Raw genomic sequence first — 21,875 nt, forward strand, 5'->3', positions numbered from 1 at the left:
GAGTTTCTACCATGGCTGATTTCTTTTTTAATTATTATCTTATGCCATTTCATTTAAGTGTTGTGGCTTTGATATTGCTCAGTGTGGTAGAAACTATTGGTATGTATATCGGGTTACGGCCGAGTCAACTCCTAAAAAAAATTGCACCAGACTGGCTTACTAACTCACCTATACTTAATGTTAAGTTTTCTAAAGCTCTAATTTTTGTTTTTTTACTCATTAATTTCAGTTTTGCTGGTTACTTCTTACAGCTGTCTTTCTTTGCTATACAACATTACTTTATCACCCCTTTTTACTTAATCATCCCTGCACTGGTCATTGCAATCTTTTTTACCGTATTTATGATTCATTGTCTTGATCAAGTGATTAAACCAAAGCATACACATACCAATTACAATCTTTTAGGGCGACTAGCAACTATCTCTAGTGGTAGTGCCAGACCCGGTTTTTCAGCTCAAGCACGTGTACGTGATGAGTTCGGCCAACTACACTACGTGCAAGTTGAACCAGAATATGGCGAGCTAGAATTATATTCACAAGTCATTCTTATTAAAGTGCATAAGAGCCATTATGTTGCCAAAAAAATCTCCTTATCAAACGATCTTTTTGCACCCGATTAATTTTCCATAATTTTTGTCTTTTATCAGTTTAATAACTTTATTATTCCCTTCTATCTTTTTATTTTTTAATTAAAATTAATCCAACTATTTTAGTTAGAAATAAAAATAACTTTATTATATCCAACCATTTTAATCAGAATTAAATTTAACCATACCATTTTAATCAACTTAAAATATTTATTTACAAGTGTTTTAGTTGGATTTAATAATCAATCCAAACTATTTTAGTAAGATATTTTATTTAAAATTATTTAAATACATAAGACACTGTTTTATATAAAAAAGATAATTAAGTTTTTATTTAAAGTATATTTATTGTTTATTTTTAATATATTTTGATTAATAATGAAATTAATATGTATCGAGGTTTATTTTATGAGCCTTAAAAATCCAGATATTAATGCCAAATTAGTTAGAGAAATTACGATTATTCTAATAATTAAAGTCGTGCTTCTCTTAACAATCAAACATATTTGGTTTGACGCTCCCACTATCCCCCAAAATTTCGACAATCAAGTCGCTGAGCATATTGCAGGCGATAACACTTCCCACATTAAGGAGACACGTTGATGATTTCTGAAAGCGTGGTTGATCTTTCGCGGTTCCAATTTGCCATGACCGCAATGTATCACTTTCTTTTCGTACCTTTGACCCTAGGCCTTGCATTTATTCTGGCTATTATGGAAACCACTTATGTGATATCTGGTAAAGAAATTTACAAAGATATGACTAAGTTTTGGGGAAAATTATTTGGTATTAACTTTGCCTTAGGTGTAACTACAGGCTTAACCATGGAGTTCCAATTCGGGACAAACTGGGCATATTACTCACATTATGTAGGTGATATTTTCGGTGCACCATTAGCAATTGAAGGCTTAATGGCATTCTTCCTTGAGTCAACATTTATTGGTTTATTCTTTTTCGGATGGGATCGCCTGAGCAAAGTACAACATTTAGGTGTAACTTGGTTAGTTGCTCTTGGCTCTAATATGTCAGCGCTCTGGATTTTAGTTGCGAATGGCTGGATGCAAAACCCGGTAGGTGCAGCATTTAACTTCGAAACCATGCGTATGGAGCTTGTCGATTTCGGTGCACTTATTTTCAACCCAGTTGCACAGGTTAAATTTGTACATACTGTTTCTGCCGGATATGTAACAGGTGCGATTTTCGTACTTGCCATTTCAAGCTACTATCTACTCAAAAAACGTGATCTTCCTTTCGCCCGCCGTTCATTTGCAATTGCCGCAATTTTCGGACTCGCTTCTACACTTTCAGTGATTTTGCTTGGTGATGAATCTGGTTATGAGCTAGGTGATGTGCAAAAAACTAAACTCGCTGCAATTGAAGCCGAATGGGATACTCACCCTGCTCCTGCCCCATTTACGTTATTTGGTGTACCCAACCATGAAGAAATGCGAACAGACTATGCAGTTAAAATTCCATATGCATTAGGTCTAATTGCAACTCGTTCAACAACTAAAGAAGTCACTGGTTTAAAAGACTTAATGCAACAGCATGAAGTTCGTATTCGTAACGGTATGCTTGCTTATGCTGAACTTGAAAAACTACGTGCTGGTGATCGCTCACCTGAGTTGTTAGCTTCATTTGAAAAAAATCAAAAAGATTTAGGTTATGGCCTACTTCTTAAAAAATATGCACCAAATGTTGTAGATGCAAGCGAACAAAACATTCAAGCAGCTGTGAAAGACACTGTTCCAAATGTTACAGCGTTATTCTTCTCGTTCCGTGCAATGGTTGCATCTGGTTTCTTAATGTTGCTTCTTTTCATTTTAGCGACTTGGGCTGTTGCGAAAAGAAATGCTGAGAATAAACCTTGGCTACTTAAATATGCATTATTTGCCTTACCACTTCCATGGATTGCTGCACAAACTGGTTGGTATGTAGCTGAGGGCGGCCGTCAGCCATGGTCTATTGGTGAGATTTTACCAACACACTTATCAGCTTCAAGTTTAAGTACAGGCGATGTGTGGGGTTCCATCCTCGCGTTAGCAGCGTTTTATACCGTCCTTTTAATTATTGAAATGTACTTAATGATTAAATTTGCTCGCTTAGGACCAAGCTCACTTCACACTGGTAAATACCATTTTGAAAAACAAGAGCAAAAAGCAGCTGTTAATGGAGAGGCTTTATCATGATTGAATACGAACTCCTAAAAATCATATGGTGGGTGTTAGTTGGGGTCTTGCTTATTGGGTTTGCTTTAACCGATGGCTTCGATATGGGCTCAATGGCACTCATGCCTTTTGTTGGCAAGACTGATAACGAACGACGTGCTGCTATTAATACCATAGCACCACACTGGGATGGTAATCAGGTCTGGTTTATTACAGCAGGTGGCGCGTTATTTGCTGCGTGGCCAATGGTTTACGCGGTTGCATTCTCCGGAATGTATTGGGCCTTATTACTTGTGCTATTTGCCCTGTTCTTACGCCCTGTAGGTTTTGACTATCGTTCTAAACTCGAAAATAAAAAATGGCGCAACTCTTGGGACTGGGGCCTTTGTATTGGTGGTGCGGTGCCTGCTCTAGTTTTCGGTGTAGCATTCGGTAATTTATTCTTAGGTATTCCTTTTAGTTTAGATAGCACATTGCGCTCTGAATATTCGGGTAGCTTCTTTGCTCTTCTTAACCCGTTTGCTTTAGTTTGCGGCGTTGTCAGTTTATCTATGTTGTGTGCGCACGGCGGTGCTTGGCTTATGCTTCGCACAGACGGCGCTTTAAAACAGCGTTCTGCTAAGGCCACTCAAATTATGGCAGCAGTATTCTTGGTTTGCTTTCTTGTTATTGGAGCTTGGTTATACTTCGGTCAAGTTCCTGGTTATAGCTATGCTGCTGCAATTGATACAAATGCTGCACTTAACCCTTTAGCTAAACAGGTAGTCACAAATAACAACCCAGGTTGGATGAACAATTACACTAATTATCCAATTACCAAGATCGCTCCAGTTCTCGCAATTTTAGGGGCAATTATTGCATTCTTTACAGCATCAAAAGCAAAAGCAGGCTTAAGCTTTGCTGGCACAAGCTTAATGATTGTAGGTGCGATCTTAACTGCTGGGTTTGCACTCTTCCCATTTTTATTGCCATCAAGTGTCAATCCAAACTCTAGCTTAACAATGTGGGATGCCGTATCAAGCCATCGTACTTTAGGGGTTATGACTGTTGCTGCATGCATATTCGTTCCGATCATTTTGCTCTACACCAGTTGGTCGTATTACAAAATGTGGGGCGTGATTACCAACAAACATATCGAGTCAAACTCGCACAGCTTGTACTAATAAGGAGAAGCATATGTGGTATTTCGCATGGATTCTTGGAATTTTGATGGCATGTTTTGCGGGTGTACTCAGTGCACTTTATATCGAACATCATCAAAATTTAGATGAGGAATAAATCATGGCAAACGCAATGACAGCACCAAATCAACGAAAAGCTCAAGCATTCGCAATGGCCATTTCATTTCTGTTGGCATTGCCGCTTGCTGTAATTTTACTGGTGCATCCTTCCCTCATGTTAGATGCAAACGGACACTACAATCATAGCCAGCTTATGCTGGTGATGGTGGGTATTTCTGGAGGCTTCATTTACGGGGTTGGTTTTGTACCACACTTCTGGTTATGGAAATGGTTATTTAGCCCATGGGTAGCTTGGCCTCTCATGTTGCTAGGCTATTACATCTGGTTTTTAACCTAAAAAAAGGACCTCATTTGAGGTCCTTTTTCATTTCAATTAGTTTAATTGGTATAAGTGGTATTCCAACGTCTGCTTCAGCCGGATATGGTTCTACATGACCTGTTTTTGCATAACCACGTCTCTCATAATAAGCAATTAGCTCCGAACGTACATTTAAAACATACATGAGTGCACTGTCCAATTCTGGTGTTTTTCGCAAAGCGAACTGTTCAGCATACTCCAAAACACAGCGACCTACCTTCATATTCTGTAGATTAGGATCAGTACAGAAAGTCCCTATCTCAACCGTATTTTTTTGAAATGTCAGACCAATACATGCAACAATTTGTGAAGAATCTATTTCTGCAACCAATAATACTGAGTTAGGTAATTCTAATTGCTGTGTCAATTGTTCTTGACTAATACGTTGGCCTTTTACGAATTCAACTTCAGTTGTCCAGCTTCTACCTTGTTGTGTTCTATAAGAATGATTAATCAAGTCTAAAAGTGATGGAATGTCACTTAGTTCAGCTAAACGGAAATTTAAATTCATCATAAATATGCTTAGGCTATTTTAAATATTTAAAAAATAAAGCCGATATTAAATCGGCTTTATCTTGAATAGCAATTGCTTAATTTGATTGTTCAGCTAACCACGCCATAAATTTTTGACGCTCAGCCTTAGAAGATTTTTGCCAAAGCTCGACTAGACGCTGATCATTTGTTTGTGCAACACCTGCCGAAGGTACTGTTGCGGCAATAGATGTTGTAACTTGAGAAGTAGATGGCTTGGCAGCAGCATAAACAGGTTCAGGCTGTGGTTTAGAAGGTTTTGTCGTAAAGTCAGCCACCTTACCCAACAAACCCGTTGCAAACCAAGGTTTTGCTTCGTTGTTTGCACCAGTTTGCTGAACAACCAGTTCGTTATTTGAGTTATATAAAGCGACTGTTGGTTGCTCAGCATATTTCTTTGCTTGCTCATATTTTTTTGGTACACCCACCATAGCAAGCTTATAAGTTTGACCATCTTTTAAAGTTGGAGTTTGAATTGTAACAACACCAGACTTAACAATATCGTGTTCACCATTTAGATGTTCAAAGTATTCTTGATAACGCACACTTAGGTTTGTTTCACCCGCATCAACTTTGTAGTTATTTTTAGAGGAACGGAATAATCCTGAATTGACTTCTTGACCGTTCACCGCAAGGATTACAATTTCCTCAGGTGCCGTAATTGTAACTGCTGAAAATACCGAACCGCTTAGTAATAAACCAATTGCAGCAACACTTAATCTTAAAGTCATCTGTTCACGTCTCTATAATATTTAATAGTTTGTAAAAACATGAGCAATATGCAATATGATTATGACGATTTTATGACACTATCTGTTTTAGCATAGCTACACTTAAAACTTTTAAAATATACTATTGAATTATAATAAATAACTATTTTTCATGTTAATTTTGAACACAAAAAAAGAGTACCATTGAGGTACTCTTTTGATTAACTAAAATTAGTTAAATGTTTTGAAACGATCTTCATCGTTAATAAATGCTTTCTCACCAGCTGGTGCTTCAACAGAACCAAATACTAATTGAGCACGTAATTTCCAAGTTGATGGGATATCAAATGCTTCAGCAGCGTCAGCATCAACAATTGGGTTATAGTGTTGTAAAGAAGCACCTAAACCAAGTTCTGAAAGCGCAGTCCAAGTTGCAAATTGTGCAATTGCGGTTGAATGTTCAGACCAAACTGGAAAGTTGTCTGCATATAGTTCAAATTGCTCTTGCAAGTTTTTAATAACAGCTTGATCTTCGTAAAATAGTACTGTACCAACACCGGCAACGAAACTATCAATTTTTGCATTAGTACCAGCAAAAGCATCTGCAGGAACAATTTTACGTAATGCCTCACGAACCAAATTCCAAAATTTAGTATGTGATTCACCATATAGAGTAACTACACGTGAAGATTGCGAATTAAACGATGAAGGACTATGTTTAACGGCTTCACGAATTGTTTCTTCAATTTTTGTGCGATCTAATGCAACATTTTTACCAATTGCATAAATAGTACGACGGTTTTTAATTTTATCTAAGAAAGTAGACATTTTTATTTCCTACCTATTTGTTTGACCATTGGCCGTTGTTTGGGAATGAATATAGTCTATGAAACTCATTTCTTATAATCAGCATTAAAAATATGACAGTTCGTTTTATTTTCGCAACAATAAAAAAAGATATGGATATAAAAAAACCTCACTATTTCATGAGGTTTTTTAGAGTTTAGCTGTAAATTACTTTTCTGTTTCAAATAATGCCGCTACAAATGATTTTGCCGAGAACGGTCTTAAATCATCAATTTTTTCACCCACACCAATAAAACGAATTGGTACATGAGTACGACTAGCAATATTAAACAGTACACCACCTTTTGCAGTGCCGTCCAACTTAGTAATAGTAATACCAGTTAAACCTACTGCTTGATCAAATTCTTGTACTTGGTTAATTGCATTTTGCCCCGTACCTGCATCTACTACTAACATAATTTCATGAGGTGCCGTAGCATCAATTTTTTGCATAACACGCTTAACTTTCTTAAGCTCTTCCATTAAGTTACTTTTGTTATGTAAACGACCTGCGGTATCTGCAATTAACACATCAATACCTTTAGCACGCGCACTTTCAAAAGCATCGAAGATAACCGAAGCACTATCTGCACCATGGCCTTGAGCGACAACAGCAATGTCGTTACGCTCACCCCAAATTTGCAATTGTTCAGTAGCAGCTGCACGGAATGTGTCACCTGCTGCTAACATAACTTTCTTGCCTTCGCCTTGTAAACGCTTAGCCAGTTTACCAATAGTGGTTGTTTTTCCAACACCATTCACGCCCACCATTAAAATCACATAAGGTGATTTATTAGGGTCAATATGCAAAGGCTTCACACGTGGAGCCAGTAAAGCAACCAACTCTTCTTGTAATGCTTTATAAAGCGAATGTGAATAAATCAAATCGCCACGTGCAGTACGTTCAGTCAAGTTGGTAATAATCGTTTTTGTTGCATCTACACCAATATCTGCAACTAATAATTGCTCTTCAACTTCTTCAAGCAGCTCATCATCAATTTCTTTACCACCAATTAAGATATTTACCATACCATCGGTGAAATTACGGCGAGTTTTGCTTAAACCTTCTTTCATTCGCCCAAAGAAACCTGATTTTGGTTGCTCTGGTTCAGTTGAAGGTGCTGTCTCGACAACTTCTGGTGCTTTTACTTCTTGCTTAACAGGTGACTCAACGATAGGAACATCGATAGCAGGTAAATTAGGCAATGTGACATCGTCATCCCCGATCTCAGCATCTATCAAGAATTTATTTTGCATATTCGATTGTTGTTGCATGCCGATTCCTTGAAAAGCAGCGTGTTAAAAAATAGAAAGTTTAGCATAAATTCAAGTTTTTGCCTGCTCCAATAGCGAGCAAAACCTTTCTAAAATAAAGACCATGCTTATTGAGTATCTTCTTGTGCTAACGCAGGATATTCCTTGATGTGATCATGTTCAAACTGATAAGCGTACATTAACTTTAGATACTCTGCCCTATGAATTTTTGATTGATTCATTATCAACTCTGCCATATCTTGAGTTCTAGGATATGTAGCCTGTCGAGAAAGTTGTACAATTCGTTGATACTGTTCCGAGTTCACAGGACGAAGCAATGCTAAATAAGACAGCATAAAAATACAGCCAATGATAATAATCACAACCAGATTAAAACATTGGTCTGCCTTTAACTCAGACTTTAATTTAAGAAAATTTTCTTTGAATGTGAGCATGCCCTACCTCTAATTGATGTAGTGTAGGGTTCAATGCACTTCAGCACAAGGTCAAAATCCAGTAAGACTAATATTCTTTAGCCTTACTGGATGATAAACTTTAGCTTATTAAAGAACGTATTACAGAGAAGTATAAGATTGCTGCAATAATTACTAGCACCAGTAACATAGCAAAAATACTTAATCCTTCTTCAGCATCAGCTGGATGCAATTCATCTTCATCTGCAATTTTTCTAAGTTCACCATCATAAACCTGATAGAACCAAGCTTTTTGATTAGGATCCAATTGGCGAGCATAGTCAAAAACCCGTTTACGTTGCGCCAAACAATAATCACCTAAATGTATTTCTTGATGGAAAATTGCTTCGTCTAATAATTTACGATGGTAATGAGCAAGCTCTATGATTTGCTCCTCTTTAGGAGGAGTATCAAAAACAAAGCCATCGATAGTATTTGTCATAGTTATTCTCCTTGTCTTTTATTCTCATATTGATTTTACTCAAAATTATTTGTGAATAATGTTTAATCATGTATCCTAATAGTGAACCAACTAATGCTGAACAATAGTTGACAAATCCATTAATTTGTAATATTAGTTTAACAATTCTAAGTTACATTAGTTCAAAGGCAGTGGCCTTTAGAAAAAGTAATCATAATTAAAATAAGGAGTTTTATATGATTCAACGTATCTCTCATCATGATTTAGAACATGTATACGCAACTGCAGTTAATACAATTCACTCTCAAATGAATTTCCAAGATGCTGTTGCGCAGTTAGAAGAAGTTGCGCGTGCTGGTCACGGCAAAGCTGCCCTATTCTTAGCAGAGCTATATTATCAAGGTTTCCGTGTAGAACGTGATTCCATGAAAGCACAATATTGGCAGAAACTAGCCACCATGCAAGCATAAAGAGACGTCACTTAGGTGGCGTTTTTTTATACCTGTAAAAAGTTCAATATAAATTAACCATAACTATGTTCATCTTGCGCTTCGCCAAAGCTTAAGTCGCTTTGTCTTGCTCAGGTGGCGTTTTTTTATATCTGAAAAAACTAAAGTTATTAATTTTTTCTGCAACCCTACTTCACTATTCTTAGTCATAACACAGCATTATTTTTTAGTATTGATTTATATAGATATTTCAAGTCATCAATATTTGTTTACGATTTGACACCTGTTTAAACTGAAATGTCATGTGGTTTTCTTATAATAAGCAAGACAAGTTGAAAACCTTTAAATTTAAAATGAACAGTTTAAGTAATCTACAACCGGTTTCTAAAGACTTGATGATCAAGATTTATATTTTAAGAACCATGATGTATTGTGGAGTTCTTTGGGGACTATTTGATGAAGGCTGGGCCATTAAATCAGATCAGGAAGATTTTATTTTTCCTTTTTGGTTAAATGGAGTGCAAGCACATCGATATGCCAAAACTCATTGGCCTAATTACAAGCCAAGAAAAATTACCCCAAAAGACTTTCATGAATCTTTATTACCTACTTTAACACGGTTAAAAGTTACCCCTGCATTATTTAACTCATCTCATCGTAAGTTGAAGTTATCTACTCAACAAATGCATCATTTCTTTTTTAATCATCCAAAATGGCAGGTAGCTTAAAGTTTTTAAGCTACCAAACTTAGAGTGCTTTTTGAGCGTTTAAGCGTAAAACTAATATTTGAATGACTCGTAAGTCTTTGCTTTTTTCAAAAATCGAGCTAATTTAAATCAAAATGATAAAACAACAGGACAGAAGAAATGACTATCGTTGCACAAGTAATTAAGAACAAATCTGAACAAGCCATTTTTACAATTTCACCCGAAGCGACTGTCCTCGAAGCAATTACGATTATGGCGGAAAAAGGTATTGGTGCTTTAGTCGTAGCAGAAGGTGAAAAAGTTGTTGGAATATTATCTGAACGCGATTACACACGAAAAGTAACGCTTATGGAGCGTTCGTCTTATAGCACCACAGTTGCTGAAATTATGACGGCAAAAGTAATTACCGTAGGTTTAAACAATACAGTTGAAGAATGTTTACAACTCATGACTGATCGTCATTTACGACACTTACCTGTATTAGATAATGAAAAATTAGTTGGTTTTATTTCAATTGGTGACTTAGTTAAAGCAGCCATGGAAGATCAGAAAGTTTTAATTGAACAATTAAAGCAATATATTTCAGGCTAAATACAAAAATAAAAATGGGCGATTAACGCCCATTTTTATTGTCTTTAAAAATTAAAGATAATTCGTAATTAAAGCAACTAAACGCTCTAGCAAAATATCAGCTTGAGCTTGTGTCATGTTAATTGGAGGTAATAAACGAACCACCGAACCTGCCGTAACGTTAATAATAAGTTTGTATTCATCACGAGCAATCGCAACAAGTTCAGCACAATCTTTAGGTAGTTGAATACCGATCATCATACCGAAACCACGTACTTGCACATTCTTATCCGACAATTGGGCACGTAATTGATCAACAATATAATTACCTACTACTGCTGCATTCTCTACCGCATTTTCCTTCTGGATTGTGTCAATTACCGTATAAACCACACGAGAACCCAATACTGTACCGCCATAAGTAGAACCATGACTGCCTGGCCCTAACAAACCTACAGCCTTACCTTGAGTCATTACAGCACCTACAGGGAAACCATTACCCAATCCTTTTGCTGTAGTTAAAACATCCGGAATAATATTTGTATGTTGATACGCAAAGTATTTACCGGTACGACCATTACCAGTTTGGATTTCATCTAGCATCATCAACCAGTTATGCTGATTACAAATTTGGCGAACTTCTTCTAAATAGCTAAATCCTTGAGGTGCAGTATTAATACCACCTTCACCTTGGATTGGTTCAATTAAAATAGCAACGATATCTGGATGCTGTAAGGCTGCCTCTTGAATGGCTTCAATGTCACCAAATGGGACTCGAATAAAGCCTTCCACCAAAGGTGCAAAACCGTCTTGTACTTTCTTGTTACCAGTTGCAGAAAGTGTCGCCAAAGTACGACCATGAAATGATTGTTCAGCAACAATAATCTTTGGCAAGCTTATACCTTGTTGAGTACCAAATTTACGAGCAATTTTAATCGCTCCTTCGTTTGACTCAGCACCACTGTTTGAAAAGAAAATTTCTTCCATACCTGAAACCTCAGCAAGCTTTTGCGCCGCCGCAGTTTGCCATGGAATTTCAAATAAATTGCTCGTATGCACGAGAGTAGCTGCTTGTTCTGCAATAGCTTCTGCAATAGCTGGATGAGCATGTCCTAGTCCACATACAGCAATACCAGTAAGTGCATCTAAATATTCTGTACCATCTTGTGTATAAAGATATGCCCCTCGGCCTCGGACAAAACTGATCGCTTGGCGACCATAAGTAGCCATTAAGTGTGTTGGTTGATCAGGTTGTACTGGAGCCAGGGTAATATCAGTCATCACGAACTCTTTCTGTATGAGGTTTTAAGAAGGGTTTATATAAACAAAAACTTGCACTGATGAAAAGTCTCATCCTTCATTTATCTAAAATTTCGTCTGCTTTTTGCTATCGCTTCGGTTTATACAATAAAATATTGAATATTCTGTGCAACTTTAAGCAACAAGGCGGTTTGCAAAGCGATGTGAACACCCCCTATAATGCTGCAAGATTAGTTGAGGATCTATTTATGACTGAACAAGCACGTGATACTGAAGCGTTAATTCGCGATCAAATTGCGAAGCATCCCGTTTTACTTTACATGAAAGGCACTCCACAGTTTCCACAATGTGGTTTCTCTGCACGTGCAGTAGAGGCGCTCAGTCAAATTGGTCGTCCATTTGCATATGTGAACATCTTAGAAAACCCTGATATTCGTGCAACTTTACCAAAAATTGCAAACTGGCCTACTTTCCCACAATTATGGGTAAACGGCGAGCTTATTGGTGGTAGCGATATCATGCTTGAAATGTTCCAAAATGGCGAATTAAAACCATTAATCGAACAATACAGCGCAGCTCCAGAAGCTTAATAATAAAAAAGCCAATCGAAAGATTGGCTTTTTTATACTTATAAATTTAACAATCACTTATACCGATATAACGAAATAGTCCATCAACACCAAGATCTGCTTTTAAAATAGTTAAATTTTTATACGGTGTGGTAGTTATCGCTTCAAAAATATTCATGTTCGGATCTTCATGCAACTCATCTACGTTTTGATTCATAACTTCTTCAAAACGATCAGCTACAAATTCAAAGCCTAAATCCATTGCAATAAACAATGTATGTTCACAAGGTTGGACGTACTGCTCTTGTGTCCAATCAATAACTGAAAGCTTACAGATTGGGCAAAGGATATTGGCCGATGCATTTTCTAATTCAACTAACTGGTAAGACATACTTTTAAAAAACCGAGAAAAATCTATTTTATGAAAAATAATATGTAAACGCTATATTTGTTTTAAGCTTCATAAAATAAATTACAAAAACATTTCAATGTAATGACATTATAATTTCAAATTATTTAATTCCCTTTACTCTCTTGTATTTATCGGCTTTTTACAAAAAATTAAAATCAAACTTTATCGTTGCAAAACTAATAATGTAAAATCTTTAGTGTTGCATAAATAGGATATTTTAATGCTCACAGATCTTGATGATTTTTATTGTTTTGCCCTTGTTGTTGAGCATGGTGGATTTAGTGCTGCCGAACGTGTTACGGACATTCCAAAATCAAAATTAAGTCGTCGTGTTTATAATTTAGAGGAAAATTTAGGGGTTCGCTTAATTCAGCGCAGTTCTCGTCATTTTGCTGTTACCGATATCGGGATGGATATCTATAGACACGCACAAGTTATGATGAATGCTGCTCAAGCAGCCCATGATTTAGTTGATCACTTAAGTATTCAACCAAGAGGCGTAGTCAAAGTAAGCGTTCCTGTAGACATTGCCCAAAACCAGCTACCTAAAATTTTACCGGCATTCTTAAAAAAATATCCCGAAATTCGTTTACAACTTATTGTAAGCAACCGTCGCGTTGATGTGATTAATGAAGGTATTGATGTAGCTCTACGTGTCAGATCTAAATTAGATGATGACCCTAGCTTAGTACTTAGACAGTTTGCGCTCATAGAACAAAGTTTATTCGCAAGCCAAGCTTACTTAAATGAGTTTGGTAATATTAAGTCACCTGATGAGTTAAGCGATCATCGTATTTTAAGCTTGTCCGAAGAGCATTTAGATCAACAATTTATTTTACATGGTCCAGATAGCCAACTGAAAAAAGTGAAAGTTAGCCCCACTGTAATGGGAACAAATCTTTATATGCTTGCCCAACTTGCAAGTCAGAATTGTGGTATTGCCTTATTGCCAGAAACAGCAGCTGAAGATTTTGTAAAATCGGGTCAGCTTGTACAAATCTTACCGGACTGGAAAGCAGCTCACGGTATATTTCATGCTGTTTACCCATCTCGTAGAGGATTACTCCCAGCAGTGCGTGTATTTATTGATTATCTTGTGGAACATCTCTCAGAGCATTAATAAATTAAGCTCCATAAAAAAGTTCGATAATATATCGAACTTTTTATTTTATAACGATTAAATTTTTGGATAATTTCCTACCCCTTCTGGCCAAGGTGTAAGTAGCTCAAAACCTGTATCTGTAACTGCAACCATATGTTCCCATTGAGCAGATAAAGAAAGATCTTGAGTAATGACGGTCCAACCATCATTTAATTCTTTAACTTGAGGTTTGCCTGCATTCACCATAGGTTCAATTGTAAAGACCATACCTTTCTTTAGAACCAAACCTTGTCCACGTTGTCCATAATGCAGAATATTAGGCTGCTCATGGTAAACTTTACCAATGCCATGCCCACAATACTCTCGAACAATGCTATAACCCTCGCGATGAGCAACCGATTGAATAGCGTAACCAATATCACCTAAAGTAGCGCCAGGTTTAACTGCATGAATACCAGCAACCATTGCCTCATAAGTTGTTTCAACCAACTTTTTCGCATGTGGATTTACGTTTCCAACGTAGTACATACGGCTCGTATCGCCAAAGTAACCATCTTTAATAATCGCTACATCAATATTAATAATATCGCCATCTTTTAAAACTTTATTTGGAGATGGAATACCATGACACACTACTTCATTGACTGAAGTACATATTGTTTTTGTGAAACCGTGATAACCAACATTGGCTGGTATGACCTTTAAAGTATTTACGATGTAATCATTGCAAATATTGTCTAAATACTCAGTTGTTACGCCTGGCTTAACGTACTTCCCTATCATTTCTAAAACTTGTGCAGCCAAATGCCCAGAAATTCTTAATTTTTCCAGATCTTGTTCTGTTTTAATTGTAACAGTAGAAGCTCTCATTCAATTTTATCCTCGTAGGCACTGTTTTGATCACACCTACAAAAATGTTAGTTAATTTATAGTATTTTAGAATGGATATATGATAGGCGGAAAGCTTTAAATGTCCAAATATTCAACATTCATAATAGTATTTTATATTTTTATTTTTACATAATTTTTTTAAAAAATCAGAGTTAAAAACTATTTTCTCTATTTCTTTCAAAGGTTTTTCAAATAGATAACTTAACCAGTTGATATTTTTCATATCTCTGACTGATTTAGAAAACTTGAAAAATCTCTTTTTCACATAAAATAGCGCTTGATCATGCTCTCTTTTACTCTAAAATTCTTTCTTTTTTGTTAAATTTAATTTATGCAACAACTTCGTACTGGAGATATTATTGCCTTAGGTTTTATGACCTTTGCCCTCTTTATTGGGGCAGGTAATATTATCTTTCCTCCCATTGTCGCACAGCAAGCTGGTGATCATGTATGGTTAGCGGCCATAGGCTTTTTGATTACTGCTGTTGGCTTACCCGTAATTACGATTATGGCACTCTCTCGCATGCAGGGTTCCATTGAAATCATTAGTTCACCTTTAGGCCGTATCGCAAGTCTGATTTTAACAGTAGTATGTTATTTATCAGTTGGTCCTTTATTTGCTACACCACGAACTGCAACAGTTTCTTATGAAATTGGTTTTTCCTCTTATTTCGGAACATCAAGCAGTAGTCTTTTAATTTATAGCGCAATCTATTTTACATTTGTTACTTTAGTTTCGTTATATCCAAACAAGCTTTTAGATACAGTTGGACATGTTCTAGCACCTCTAAAAATTATCGCTTTAGCAATTTTAGGTATTGCAGCGGTTATGATTCCTGCGGGCTACGTTCCTGCTCCAATTAATCATTACGTTAACTCTCCTGTTTCGGAAGGTTTCGTAAATGGTTATCTTACTATGGACACTTTAGGTGCTTTAGTATTTGGTATCGTTATTATTCAAGCAATTTATTCGCGTGGTGTTACAGATAAAAAGCTAGTCACCAAATATGCAATTATTGCTAGCCTTATTTCAGGTGTTGGTCTTACTTTAGTGTACTTAAGCTTATTTAAATTAGGTTTAGGTAGTCACGAAGTTGCTCCAAATGCCGCAAATGGTGCTGTAATTCTGCATGCCTATGTTCAACATGCTTTTGGAAATATGGGTTCATTATTCCTAACTGGACTTATTTTCTTAGCGTGTATGGTAACTGCAATTGGTTTAACTTGTGCGTGTGGTGAATATTTTGCTCAACTCACCAAGTTACCTTATAAGCTTTTAGTATTTATCTTAGTTGGTTTCTCTTTCATTATTTCTAATCTTGGATTGACCAAACTCATTGCTGTATCAGTACCGGTTTTAAGTGCAATTTATCCACCAGCTATTGTGGTTATTATGCTCAGTTTCTTCTGGAAATTTTGGCATAAACCATCTTTAATTGTTGGTTCAGTAACAAGTATTGCTTTAATTTTCGGAATTATCGATGGGCTTAAGGTTGCGGGTTTTGGAGATAATCTTCCTATGTTCCTTCAACATTTACCATTAAATGAACAGAATTTAGCATGGTTGATCCCATCTTTAGTTGTTCTTGTGGTAACTACCCTTATCGACAAAGTTAAACATAAAAGCATTTAACCTGGTGTTTTTTTGAAATCGAGTTTTACCCAAACATGATTTTATATATTGAATAAAATGCTGCGTTTACCCAACCAGCATTTTATTTCCAACACTAGTATTTAATGACAATTCAACTATAGATATAATTAATTTTTGCTGTAATATTACATTAAAATAATTTTTAGCTTACTCAGTAAAGAAGAGCATAAATGAAAAGTAAATATTATTTAACATTAGCAGATGCAGAGTTTTTAATGGAAGAAGCTCAAAAATATGCAATCGAACACAACTTCAAAGTCAGTATAGCTATTGTTGATGAAACAAGCTCTTTATTACTTATGAAACGCCTAGATGGTGCCTCTCCTCTCAGTACACATATATGCCTAGAAAAGGCTAAATGCTCATCAATGAGTGGCCGTCCGTCAAAATTTTACGAAGAACTTCTTCAAAATGGCCGTCTTGGTTTCTTAAGTCTACCAAGTGCTAAAGGTATGCTAGAAGGCGGAAAAGCGATTATTTATGAAGGCCAGATTTTAGGTGCAATTGGTGTTTCTGGTGTCCAATCTTTTGAAGATGCTGAAATTGCACAACACGCAATTGATGTCTTCTTAAAGAAACAAAGCAACTAAAGTAAATTGAGAGAAAAGAGAAATTATTACACTTTTCACCTAAAAATTTCTCTTTTCTAAAATATTAAGTATTTTATACAAAAATATTTAATATTTACCTTTTTTATACCTTAACTATTTATAAATATAGAGGTTTTCATAAAACTGTTCAAAAATTTTTCAATTGACTATTGAATTAAGCTAAAAATACAAGTACAACATTAAACTTATTCTTGACTAAAACATTCGGTTTTAGCGCAACCACAAGGAGGGATGGAGATGTTATCATTACATTTCAACAAACAAGTCTTCATTAACACTCTGAACAGTAAAGATTCAGTTGTTTATGGAGTAACAACACTTGCTCTTATGCTGACTCTACTGTTTCAAGGTATGATTAAAGGGAATCTGAAACCCGAATACTTTATGTATGCCATGGTTGTTTCTTTTGTATTTTGTGTATGGGCCTTTGTCGACCACAAAATGCGAAAATTAGCTAAAAGACGACTTAGTCAACAGAAATAAGAATTCAAAAATGGATGAGCAATCATCCATTTTTTATTTATTTAAAAATAGAAAAATCGTTCCCATTACCAAAATAGCAGTTGCCAGCAGCTCAGTAATAATTAAAGCAATCATCATAAATGTCATCAGCCATGTCGGCAAATTAACCTGCCCTAACCTATGCGGTTGTTTAAACTGATTGGTCGTATCCTGTAAAAACCCATGAATGATATAAACTAAAATTGAGAAACTAAAAAACAGTATATTTGCCAATACACACCATACAGCAATATCCTCATTTAAAACCGTGAAATAGCTCAATACAGCTAGAATGAGCGTAGCTGCTGCATAAAGCAAACTGCTTCTATGTGCAATATCTACATAATAATGTGCACGGCTTAATTCAGAACGGCGAATTTGCCAATATTTCCATACCCCGGTTAACATTCCTATCCATAAAAAGACACCACTAAAAACAATAGCCAACTGTACGGCTTTCGATAAATCCATCATTTCCTTTATTCGTTTTATTAAAATTTGATGAGCTATATAACATAAATCTTGACTTTATAGTCACAATTTAATCAAGTGCCTTTTCGGAACTCATGTACATTAAGATAAATGATTAGCCAATTAACTTTAAATCTATGGATAAGACTTTTGAATCTTTTTGGATTACCTGTAAAGATGGTTATCAGCTTGCAGCTCAATTTTATCCTGCTCAAGAAAAGAAAACTGAATATCCTATTCTCATTTGTCCAGCAACAGGTATAACTAAAAACTTTTATCACTCTTTCGCCGCATGGTTAAGCCAACAAGGCTACGATGTATTGAGTTTTGACTTTCGTGGTATTGGCGAGTCCCTACATGGCGCTTTAAAACAAAGCACCGCAAGTATTACCGACTGGGGAACACTTGATATTCCTGCTGCAATTGATGCTTTATTAATAAAAACGAAAGCAAATCAAGTTATTCTTATTGGACATAGTGCTGGTGGACAACTACTAGGAGTCGTACCTAATTATAATAAAGTCGCAAAAGTAATAACGGTTGCTGGTTCAACTGGACATATTAAAGGCCTTAAAGGAAAAACCAAGGTTTTAGCACCAGTTATGTTTAATCTTATCTTCCCTATTTCTAGTCTCGTTAAAGGCTATGGCGCAACTCAATTCATTGGTATGGGAGAAAACCTACCTAAAAAAGTTGCTCAACAATGGCGAGAGTTTTGTAGTCGTCCCGGATATGTAAAAAACGCTATAGGCAAGAAGATTTTTCATGATTTTCATTCAGATATTCAATGTCCAATTACTGCTATTTGGGCTGATGATGATGAGATTGCAACCAAACGGAACGTACAAGAATTATTAAGTTTATATCCAAATGCAAATAAAAAAATGATTGAACTTAGCCCAAAAGATTTAGGCTATAAATCAATTGGCCATATGCTGTTATTTAAAAAATCACATCAAAAACTTTGGTCTATTTTAGAACAAGAAATTAAACATTAATCACTGCTTTTATTTTCGCCTCTAAGTCAGTAATCCGGCTTAGAGGTTTTTTTGTATTAAAAACGAGCAGCTTTTTACTTAAATGCGTCGATATACCGTTAAAGTTCTGCTAAGGTAATTCATCTGAAGCTGTTGTCAAAAAACAGGTATATTTACTTGTTTAATGCAAACAGCTTCTTTTTTTCTGTTTTAGCTAAAGCCAAAGAAATTGTTCAAGGATAATTATGCTAGCACTAGAGCCTCAACATATTCATATGAATCAACATGCTGTTGATAAAACACATGCATTAAAGTGTCTAGTAGATATATTAGAAAAAGATGGGTTAGTTACGCCTGAATATATAACGGGACTCATCAATCGTGAACAACAAAGCGCGACTTATTTAGGCCAAGGCATTGCCATTCCCCACGGTACTCCTCAATCACGTGAATATATTTTAAAAACAGGGATTCGCTTAGCCCATTTTCCCGAAGGTGTGATCTGGGATGGAGAAAATAAAATTTATTTAGCTGTAGTGATTGCAGCAAAATCTGATGAACATTTGCAAGTTTTGCAAATTCTTACTCGTGCATTAATGCATGACGTCAGCGAACAAGTAAAGAATGCGTCTAAACCTGAGCAGATTATCGAATTACTACAAGCTCAGCCATTATCTTTAGCACTTCATGAAAATCTTATTCAAACCGAAATCGATGCACAAGATATCGAAGATTTATTTTGGGCAGCTTCTCAAACACTCAAAAAACATAATTTTGTAAAATGTGGTTTTCTAAGTTCACTTGATCCAGAACAAGCCATTCAACTGCAAGATCAAATCTGGTCCATTTCAAGCAATCACTTTGTTCAGCAACCAGCTATTAGTATTACTAAACCATCACAGGCTTTAGAACTAAATGGTAAAAAGCTGAACACCCTCATTTGTATAGCAGCCAATGACCAACTCGATAATGAAAGATTTAATCGTTTAATTGATATTTTATTTAACCCTGAGCAAGTTGCCGAGCTAGATAAAACTCAAACGCCAAACGAAATTGCAAAAATTATTGGAGCTGACGTTGTTCCGGACTGGCCTCAACGTTCAGTAGTATTAGCAAATGCACACGGCTTACATGCCCGACCAGCTACACACTTAGTCAATCTTACAAAAACCTTTCAAGGCGACATCCAAGTTGCAGTAGACGATGGTAGCTTTGTTTCTGCCAAAAGTTTAACTCGTCTTTTAGCGTTAGGTTGTAAGCGTGGCCAAACTCTACGTTTTATCGCTGAGCCAGAAACCGATGCCGTAGAGGCTTTAGATCAAGTTATTTTGGCAGTGCAGCAAGGCTTAGGTGAAGAAGTTGAAGCGCTACCTGTAACCAGTGAAACACCTGACCAACTCCCTGCTCAAACGGCAATATCCAATGCTACAACATTGGGTAACAATACGGGCATTGCAGCATCAAGTGGCTTAGCCTTTGGACCTGTCCATGTGATTAAACCAAAGATTTATCAATATGAACGTATGGGTTCAGGCGTAAAAGTCGAGAAAGAAAATTTAGATATTGCCCTACATGCAGTAAAAAACAATATTCACCAAGTTATAGCCAAAGCTGATGCTTCTGAAATTAAACAAATCTTTCGAGCTCACCTAGAAATGCTTGATGATCCTGATTTAATTAATGGTGTATATCAAAAAATTTATCAAAATTTATCAGCACCGGCTGCGTGGCATGAGCATATTGAAGCTGCAGCTAAAGCACAGGAAGCACTACCAGATCGTTTACTCGCTGAACGCGCAACAGACCTACGTGACATTGGTGATAGAGTTTTAACCCAATTATGTGGTGAAGTAGTAATTGAAGAGCCTAAAGAGCCTTATATTCTAATCATGCATGACGTGGGGCCAAGTGATGTCGCTCGTCTAAACAAAGACCGTGTCGCAGGTATTCTAACTGCTATAGGCGGTGCAAGTGCGCATAGTGCAATTGTCGCACGTGCTTTAGGCATTCCAGCTATTGTTGGTGCTGGTGAACAAGTCCTAGAAATTGATCCGAAAAGCACTTTACTTATTAATGGTGATACTGGAACTTTTGTTTTAAATCCAGATGCAGCGCAAATCGAACAAGCCAAGCAAGAGCGTGAGCAACAGCGTCAAATTCGTGAAGAAGCTGAACGCCATAGCCACGAGCCAGCAATTACCTTAGATCAACACCAAATCGAAATTGCAGCCAATTTGGGTAAAGTTCAAGCGACAGCACAAGCAGTAGAATGTGGTGCTGAAGCAATTGGCCTACTTAGAACCGAACTTGTTTTTATGTCTCATAGCAGTGCACCTAATGAGGCTGTTCAAGAGGCTGATTACCGAGTTGTATTAGATGCACTTGCAGGTCGCCCGCTTGTAGTACGTACATTAGATGTAGGCGGTGATAAGCCTTTACCTTACTTACCAATTGCTGAAGAAGAAAACCCATTCTTAGGGTTAAGAGGAATTCGTTTAACTTTAAGACGCCCTGAGCTTTTAAAACAGCAATTAACCGCTCTACTAAAAGCATCTGATAATCGTCCGTTACGCATTATGTTCCCTATGATTGGACGCGTTGAAGAATGGCGTGCAGCCAAAGCAATTCTTGACGAAGTAAGAGCCCAACATCCATGTGACAATTTACAAGTTGGTATTATGATTGAGGTTCCGTCTGCTGCTTTACTTGCACCGGTTCTTGCACAAGAAGTCGACTTTTTCAGTATCGGCACAAATGACCTGACCCAATATACTTTAGCGATTGACCGAGGCCATCCAATACTCTCAGCGGAAGCAGACGGATTACATCCAAGTATTCTTAATTTGATTGATCAAACAGTAAAAGCTGCCCACAAACATGGCAAATGGGTAGGAATCTGTGGTGAGCTTGCAGCAGACCCGAAAGCTGTACCTATTCTCATGGGATTAGGCGTAGACGAACTGAGTATGTCACCAAATAGCATTCCTTTAGTAAAAGCTCAAATCCGTACACTAAGCTATAGCCATGCTCAAAAGCTTGCACAACAAGCTTTACTATGCGATAGCGCCCCTGCTGTGCGCCAGCTATCTGAACAAGACTTATAAGATTGGGA

Annotated in this window: 26 protein-coding genes; 16 read left to right on the forward strand and 10 right to left on the reverse strand. The window is 36.6% G+C overall.

Going from position 1 to position 21,875, the window contains the following annotated elements; translation table 11 throughout:
* The first annotated feature begins 11 nt into the window (after window positions 1-11).
* The 6 genes from CSB87_RS01415 (at window position 12) to CSB87_RS01440 (ending at window position 4,333) form a co-directional block, all read left to right on the forward strand.
* On the forward strand, window positions 12-620 hold the full coding sequence (locus CSB87_RS01415) for an OB-fold-containig protein (RefSeq protein WP_002050666.1): 609 nt from the start codon (window positions 12-14) through the stop codon (window positions 618-620).
* Window positions 621-995: 375 nt separating this feature from the next.
* Window positions 996-1,190, forward strand: a complete 195-nt coding sequence (gene cydP / locus CSB87_RS01420) for a cytochrome oxidase putative small subunit CydP (RefSeq protein ID WP_004886939.1) — start codon at window positions 996-998, stop codon at window positions 1,188-1,190.
* Window positions 1,190-2,776, forward strand: coding sequence for a cytochrome ubiquinol oxidase subunit I (locus CSB87_RS01425; RefSeq protein WP_004886938.1), 1,587 nt, complete (start codon window positions 1,190-1,192; stop codon window positions 2,774-2,776). The genes cydP and CSB87_RS01425 overlap by 1 nt, the downstream gene beginning before the upstream one ends.
* Window positions 2,773-3,918 carry a cytochrome d ubiquinol oxidase subunit II gene (cydB, locus tag CSB87_RS01430; RefSeq protein WP_002050611.1) on the forward strand — a complete coding sequence of 382 codons (1,146 nt, stop codon included), beginning with the start codon at window positions 2,773-2,775 and terminating at the stop codon, window positions 3,916-3,918. The genes CSB87_RS01425 and cydB overlap by 4 nt, the downstream gene beginning before the upstream one ends.
* 13 nt (window positions 3,919-3,931) lie before the next feature.
* Complete coding sequence (gene cydX, locus CSB87_RS01435) at window positions 3,932-4,033, forward strand: cytochrome bd-I oxidase subunit CydX (protein WP_000270276.1); 102 nt, start codon at window positions 3,932-3,934, stop codon at window positions 4,031-4,033.
* Window positions 4,034-4,333 (forward strand): cyd operon YbgE family protein, encoded by a 300-nt coding sequence (locus CSB87_RS01440; RefSeq protein WP_079377014.1) that lies wholly within the window; start codon window positions 4,034-4,036, stop codon window positions 4,331-4,333.
* A gap of 10 nt (window positions 4,334-4,343) precedes the next feature.
* Here CSB87_RS01440 and CSB87_RS01445 read toward each other — a convergent pair whose 3' ends face one another.
* The 6 genes from CSB87_RS01445 to CSB87_RS01470 all read right to left on the reverse strand — a co-directional run bounded on the left by CSB87_RS01445 (window position 4,344) and on the right by CSB87_RS01470 (window position 8,610).
* Window positions 4,344-4,868 carry a GNAT family N-acetyltransferase gene (locus tag CSB87_RS01445; RefSeq protein WP_004886934.1) on the reverse strand — a complete coding sequence of 175 codons (525 nt, stop codon included), beginning with the start codon at window positions 4,866-4,868 and terminating at the stop codon, window positions 4,344-4,346.
* Between the two features lie 76 nt (window positions 4,869-4,944).
* Window positions 4,945-5,616, reverse strand: coding sequence for a DUF2057 domain-containing protein (locus CSB87_RS01450; RefSeq protein WP_004886932.1), 672 nt, complete (start codon window positions 5,614-5,616; stop codon window positions 4,945-4,947).
* 210 nt (window positions 5,617-5,826) lie between these two features.
* Window positions 5,827-6,423 (reverse strand): nitroreductase family protein, encoded by a 597-nt coding sequence (locus CSB87_RS01455; protein ID WP_002050635.1) that lies wholly within the window; start codon window positions 6,421-6,423, stop codon window positions 5,827-5,829.
* 186 nt (window positions 6,424-6,609) lie between these two features.
* Complete coding sequence (gene ftsY, locus CSB87_RS01460; RefSeq protein WP_002050665.1) at window positions 6,610-7,716, reverse strand: signal recognition particle-docking protein FtsY; 1,107 nt, start codon at window positions 7,714-7,716, stop codon at window positions 6,610-6,612.
* Window positions 7,717-7,823: 107 nt separating this feature from the next.
* Window positions 7,824-8,150: a hypothetical protein gene (locus CSB87_RS01465; protein WP_002050644.1), complete on the reverse strand. Its 327-nt coding sequence runs from the start codon at window positions 8,148-8,150 to the stop codon at window positions 7,824-7,826.
* Window positions 8,151-8,250: 100 nt separating this feature from the next.
* Window positions 8,251-8,610, reverse strand: a complete 360-nt coding sequence (locus CSB87_RS01470) for a hypothetical protein (RefSeq protein ID WP_002050680.1) — start codon at window positions 8,608-8,610, stop codon at window positions 8,251-8,253.
* Between the two features lie 215 nt (window positions 8,611-8,825).
* Between CSB87_RS01470 and CSB87_RS01475 the strand changes: the two genes are divergently transcribed.
* From CSB87_RS01475 to CSB87_RS01485, 3 genes are all read left to right on the forward strand, one after another.
* Window positions 8,826-9,059, forward strand: coding sequence for a hypothetical protein (locus CSB87_RS01475; RefSeq protein ID WP_002050673.1), 234 nt, complete (start codon window positions 8,826-8,828; stop codon window positions 9,057-9,059).
* A 332-nt stretch (window positions 9,060-9,391) separates the two neighbouring features.
* A complete protein-coding gene (locus CSB87_RS01480) occupies window positions 9,392-9,766 on the forward strand; it encodes a DUF2750 domain-containing protein (RefSeq protein WP_001087274.1) in 375 nt (124 codons plus the stop codon).
* 138 nt (window positions 9,767-9,904) lie between these two features.
* A complete protein-coding gene (locus tag CSB87_RS01485; RefSeq protein ID WP_002050640.1) occupies window positions 9,905-10,336 on the forward strand; it encodes a CBS domain-containing protein in 432 nt (143 codons plus the stop codon).
* Window positions 10,337-10,387: 51 nt separating this feature from the next.
* On the opposite strand, the gene CSB87_RS01490 is transcribed toward CSB87_RS01485, so the two are convergent.
* Window positions 10,388-11,596 (reverse strand): aspartate aminotransferase family protein, encoded by a 1,209-nt coding sequence (locus tag CSB87_RS01490; RefSeq protein ID WP_000129946.1) that lies wholly within the window; start codon window positions 11,594-11,596, stop codon window positions 10,388-10,390.
* A 227-nt stretch (window positions 11,597-11,823) separates the two neighbouring features.
* Between CSB87_RS01490 and grxD the strand changes: the two genes are divergently transcribed.
* Window positions 11,824-12,165: a Grx4 family monothiol glutaredoxin gene (grxD, locus tag CSB87_RS01495; protein WP_000138830.1), complete on the forward strand. Its 342-nt coding sequence runs from the start codon at window positions 11,824-11,826 to the stop codon at window positions 12,163-12,165.
* A gap of 46 nt (window positions 12,166-12,211) precedes the next feature.
* Here the strand turns inward: grxD and CSB87_RS01500 are convergent, their stop codons facing one another.
* The gene (locus tag CSB87_RS01500; RefSeq protein ID WP_002050660.1) at window positions 12,212-12,535 is read right to left on the reverse strand and encodes a hypothetical protein; all 324 of its coding nucleotides are present in this window, start codon (window positions 12,533-12,535) and stop codon (window positions 12,212-12,214) included.
* Between the two features lie 241 nt (window positions 12,536-12,776).
* Here CSB87_RS01500 and CSB87_RS01505 point away from each other — a divergent pair, with 241 nt between their 5' ends.
* Window positions 12,777-13,676, forward strand: a complete 900-nt coding sequence (locus tag CSB87_RS01505) for a LysR family transcriptional regulator (RefSeq protein WP_002050716.1) — start codon at window positions 12,777-12,779, stop codon at window positions 13,674-13,676.
* 57 nt (window positions 13,677-13,733) lie between these two features.
* Here the strand turns inward: CSB87_RS01505 and map are convergent, their stop codons facing one another.
* A complete protein-coding gene (map, locus tag CSB87_RS01510) occupies window positions 13,734-14,528 on the reverse strand; it encodes a type I methionyl aminopeptidase (RefSeq protein WP_004886926.1) in 795 nt (264 codons plus the stop codon).
* 352 nt (window positions 14,529-14,880) lie between these two features.
* Here map and brnQ point away from each other — a divergent pair, with 352 nt between their 5' ends.
* The 3 genes from brnQ (at window position 14,881) to CSB87_RS01525 (ending at window position 17,297) form a co-directional block, all read left to right on the forward strand.
* Complete coding sequence (brnQ, locus tag CSB87_RS01515) at window positions 14,881-16,182, forward strand: branched-chain amino acid transport system II carrier protein (RefSeq protein WP_106105016.1); 1,302 nt, start codon at window positions 14,881-14,883, stop codon at window positions 16,180-16,182.
* 191 nt (window positions 16,183-16,373) lie between these two features.
* Window positions 16,374-16,793: a GlcG/HbpS family heme-binding protein gene (locus tag CSB87_RS01520; protein ID WP_002050687.1), complete on the forward strand. Its 420-nt coding sequence runs from the start codon at window positions 16,374-16,376 to the stop codon at window positions 16,791-16,793.
* A gap of 258 nt (window positions 16,794-17,051) precedes the next feature.
* The gene (locus CSB87_RS01525; protein ID WP_000949688.1) at window positions 17,052-17,297 is read left to right on the forward strand and encodes a hypothetical protein; all 246 of its coding nucleotides are present in this window, start codon (window positions 17,052-17,054) and stop codon (window positions 17,295-17,297) included.
* 33 nt (window positions 17,298-17,330) lie between these two features.
* Here CSB87_RS01525 and CSB87_RS01530 read toward each other — a convergent pair whose 3' ends face one another.
* Window positions 17,331-17,786: a hypothetical protein gene (locus CSB87_RS01530; RefSeq protein WP_004708460.1), complete on the reverse strand. Its 456-nt coding sequence runs from the start codon at window positions 17,784-17,786 to the stop codon at window positions 17,331-17,333.
* A gap of 137 nt (window positions 17,787-17,923) precedes the next feature.
* On the opposite strand from CSB87_RS01530, the gene CSB87_RS01535 reads away from it, so the two are divergent.
* Both CSB87_RS01535 and ptsP read left to right on the forward strand, forming a co-directional pair.
* Entirely contained in the window at window positions 17,924-18,784 is an 861-nt protein-coding gene (locus tag CSB87_RS01535) for an alpha/beta fold hydrolase (protein WP_031952597.1), read from the forward strand.
* Window positions 18,785-19,008: 224 nt separating this feature from the next.
* Complete coding sequence (ptsP, locus tag CSB87_RS01540) at window positions 19,009-21,867, forward strand: phosphoenolpyruvate--protein phosphotransferase (RefSeq protein WP_004886919.1); 2,859 nt, start codon at window positions 19,009-19,011, stop codon at window positions 21,865-21,867.
* The last annotated feature ends 8 nt before the right edge of the window (window positions 21,868-21,875 follow it).

This window comes from Acinetobacter sp. AR_0276, assembly GCF_003000705.1.
Taxonomy (GTDB): Bacteria; Pseudomonadota; Gammaproteobacteria; order Pseudomonadales; family Moraxellaceae; genus Acinetobacter; species Acinetobacter nosocomialis.

Excerpts from the sequence above, each read along its gene's own strand:
- CSB87_RS01415 (WP_002050666.1), top strand. The coding sequence starts at position 12 with ATGGCTGATTTCTTTTTTAATTATTATCTTATGCCATTTCATTTAAGT.
- cydP (WP_004886939.1), top strand. The coding sequence starts at position 996 with ATGAGCCTTAAAAATCCAGATATTAATGCCAAATTAGTTAGAGAAATT.
- CSB87_RS01425 (WP_004886938.1), top strand. The coding sequence starts at position 1,190 with ATGATTTCTGAAAGCGTGGTTGATCTTTCGCGGTTCCAATTTGCCATG.
- cydB (WP_002050611.1), top strand. The coding sequence starts at position 2,773 with ATGATTGAATACGAACTCCTAAAAATCATATGGTGGGTGTTAGTTGGG.
- cydX (WP_000270276.1), top strand. The coding sequence starts at position 3,932 with ATGTGGTATTTCGCATGGATTCTTGGAATTTTGATGGCATGTTTTGCG.
- CSB87_RS01445 (WP_004886934.1), bottom strand. The coding sequence starts at position 4,868 with ATGATGAATTTAAATTTCCGTTTAGCTGAACTAAGTGACATTCCATCA.
- CSB87_RS01450 (WP_004886932.1), bottom strand. The coding sequence starts at position 5,616 with ATGACTTTAAGATTAAGTGTTGCTGCAATTGGTTTATTACTAAGCGGT.
- CSB87_RS01455 (WP_002050635.1), bottom strand. The coding sequence starts at position 6,423 with ATGTCTACTTTCTTAGATAAAATTAAAAACCGTCGTACTATTTATGCA.
- ftsY (WP_002050665.1), bottom strand. The coding sequence starts at position 7,716 with ATGCAACAACAATCGAATATGCAAAATAAATTCTTGATAGATGCTGAG.
- CSB87_RS01465 (WP_002050644.1), bottom strand. The coding sequence starts at position 8,150 with ATGCTCACATTCAAAGAAAATTTTCTTAAATTAAAGTCTGAGTTAAAG.
- CSB87_RS01470 (WP_002050680.1), bottom strand. The coding sequence starts at position 8,610 with ATGACAAATACTATCGATGGCTTTGTTTTTGATACTCCTCCTAAAGAG.
- CSB87_RS01475 (WP_002050673.1), top strand. The coding sequence starts at position 8,826 with ATGATTCAACGTATCTCTCATCATGATTTAGAACATGTATACGCAACT.
- CSB87_RS01480 (WP_001087274.1), top strand. The coding sequence starts at position 9,392 with ATGAACAGTTTAAGTAATCTACAACCGGTTTCTAAAGACTTGATGATC.
- CSB87_RS01485 (WP_002050640.1), top strand. The coding sequence starts at position 9,905 with ATGACTATCGTTGCACAAGTAATTAAGAACAAATCTGAACAAGCCATT.
- CSB87_RS01490 (WP_000129946.1), bottom strand. The coding sequence starts at position 11,596 with ATGACTGATATTACCCTGGCTCCAGTACAACCTGATCAACCAACACAC.
- grxD (WP_000138830.1), top strand. The coding sequence starts at position 11,824 with ATGACTGAACAAGCACGTGATACTGAAGCGTTAATTCGCGATCAAATT.
- CSB87_RS01500 (WP_002050660.1), bottom strand. The coding sequence starts at position 12,535 with ATGTCTTACCAGTTAGTTGAATTAGAAAATGCATCGGCCAATATCCTT.
- CSB87_RS01505 (WP_002050716.1), top strand. The coding sequence starts at position 12,777 with ATGCTCACAGATCTTGATGATTTTTATTGTTTTGCCCTTGTTGTTGAG.
- map (WP_004886926.1), bottom strand. The coding sequence starts at position 14,528 with ATGAGAGCTTCTACTGTTACAATTAAAACAGAACAAGATCTGGAAAAA.
- brnQ (WP_106105016.1), top strand. The coding sequence starts at position 14,881 with ATGCAACAACTTCGTACTGGAGATATTATTGCCTTAGGTTTTATGACC.
- CSB87_RS01520 (WP_002050687.1), top strand. The coding sequence starts at position 16,374 with ATGAAAAGTAAATATTATTTAACATTAGCAGATGCAGAGTTTTTAATG.
- CSB87_RS01525 (WP_000949688.1), top strand. The coding sequence starts at position 17,052 with ATGTTATCATTACATTTCAACAAACAAGTCTTCATTAACACTCTGAAC.
- CSB87_RS01530 (WP_004708460.1), bottom strand. The coding sequence starts at position 17,786 with ATGGATTTATCGAAAGCCGTACAGTTGGCTATTGTTTTTAGTGGTGTC.
- CSB87_RS01535 (WP_031952597.1), top strand. The coding sequence starts at position 17,924 with ATGGATAAGACTTTTGAATCTTTTTGGATTACCTGTAAAGATGGTTAT.
- ptsP (WP_004886919.1), top strand. The coding sequence starts at position 19,009 with ATGCTAGCACTAGAGCCTCAACATATTCATATGAATCAACATGCTGTT.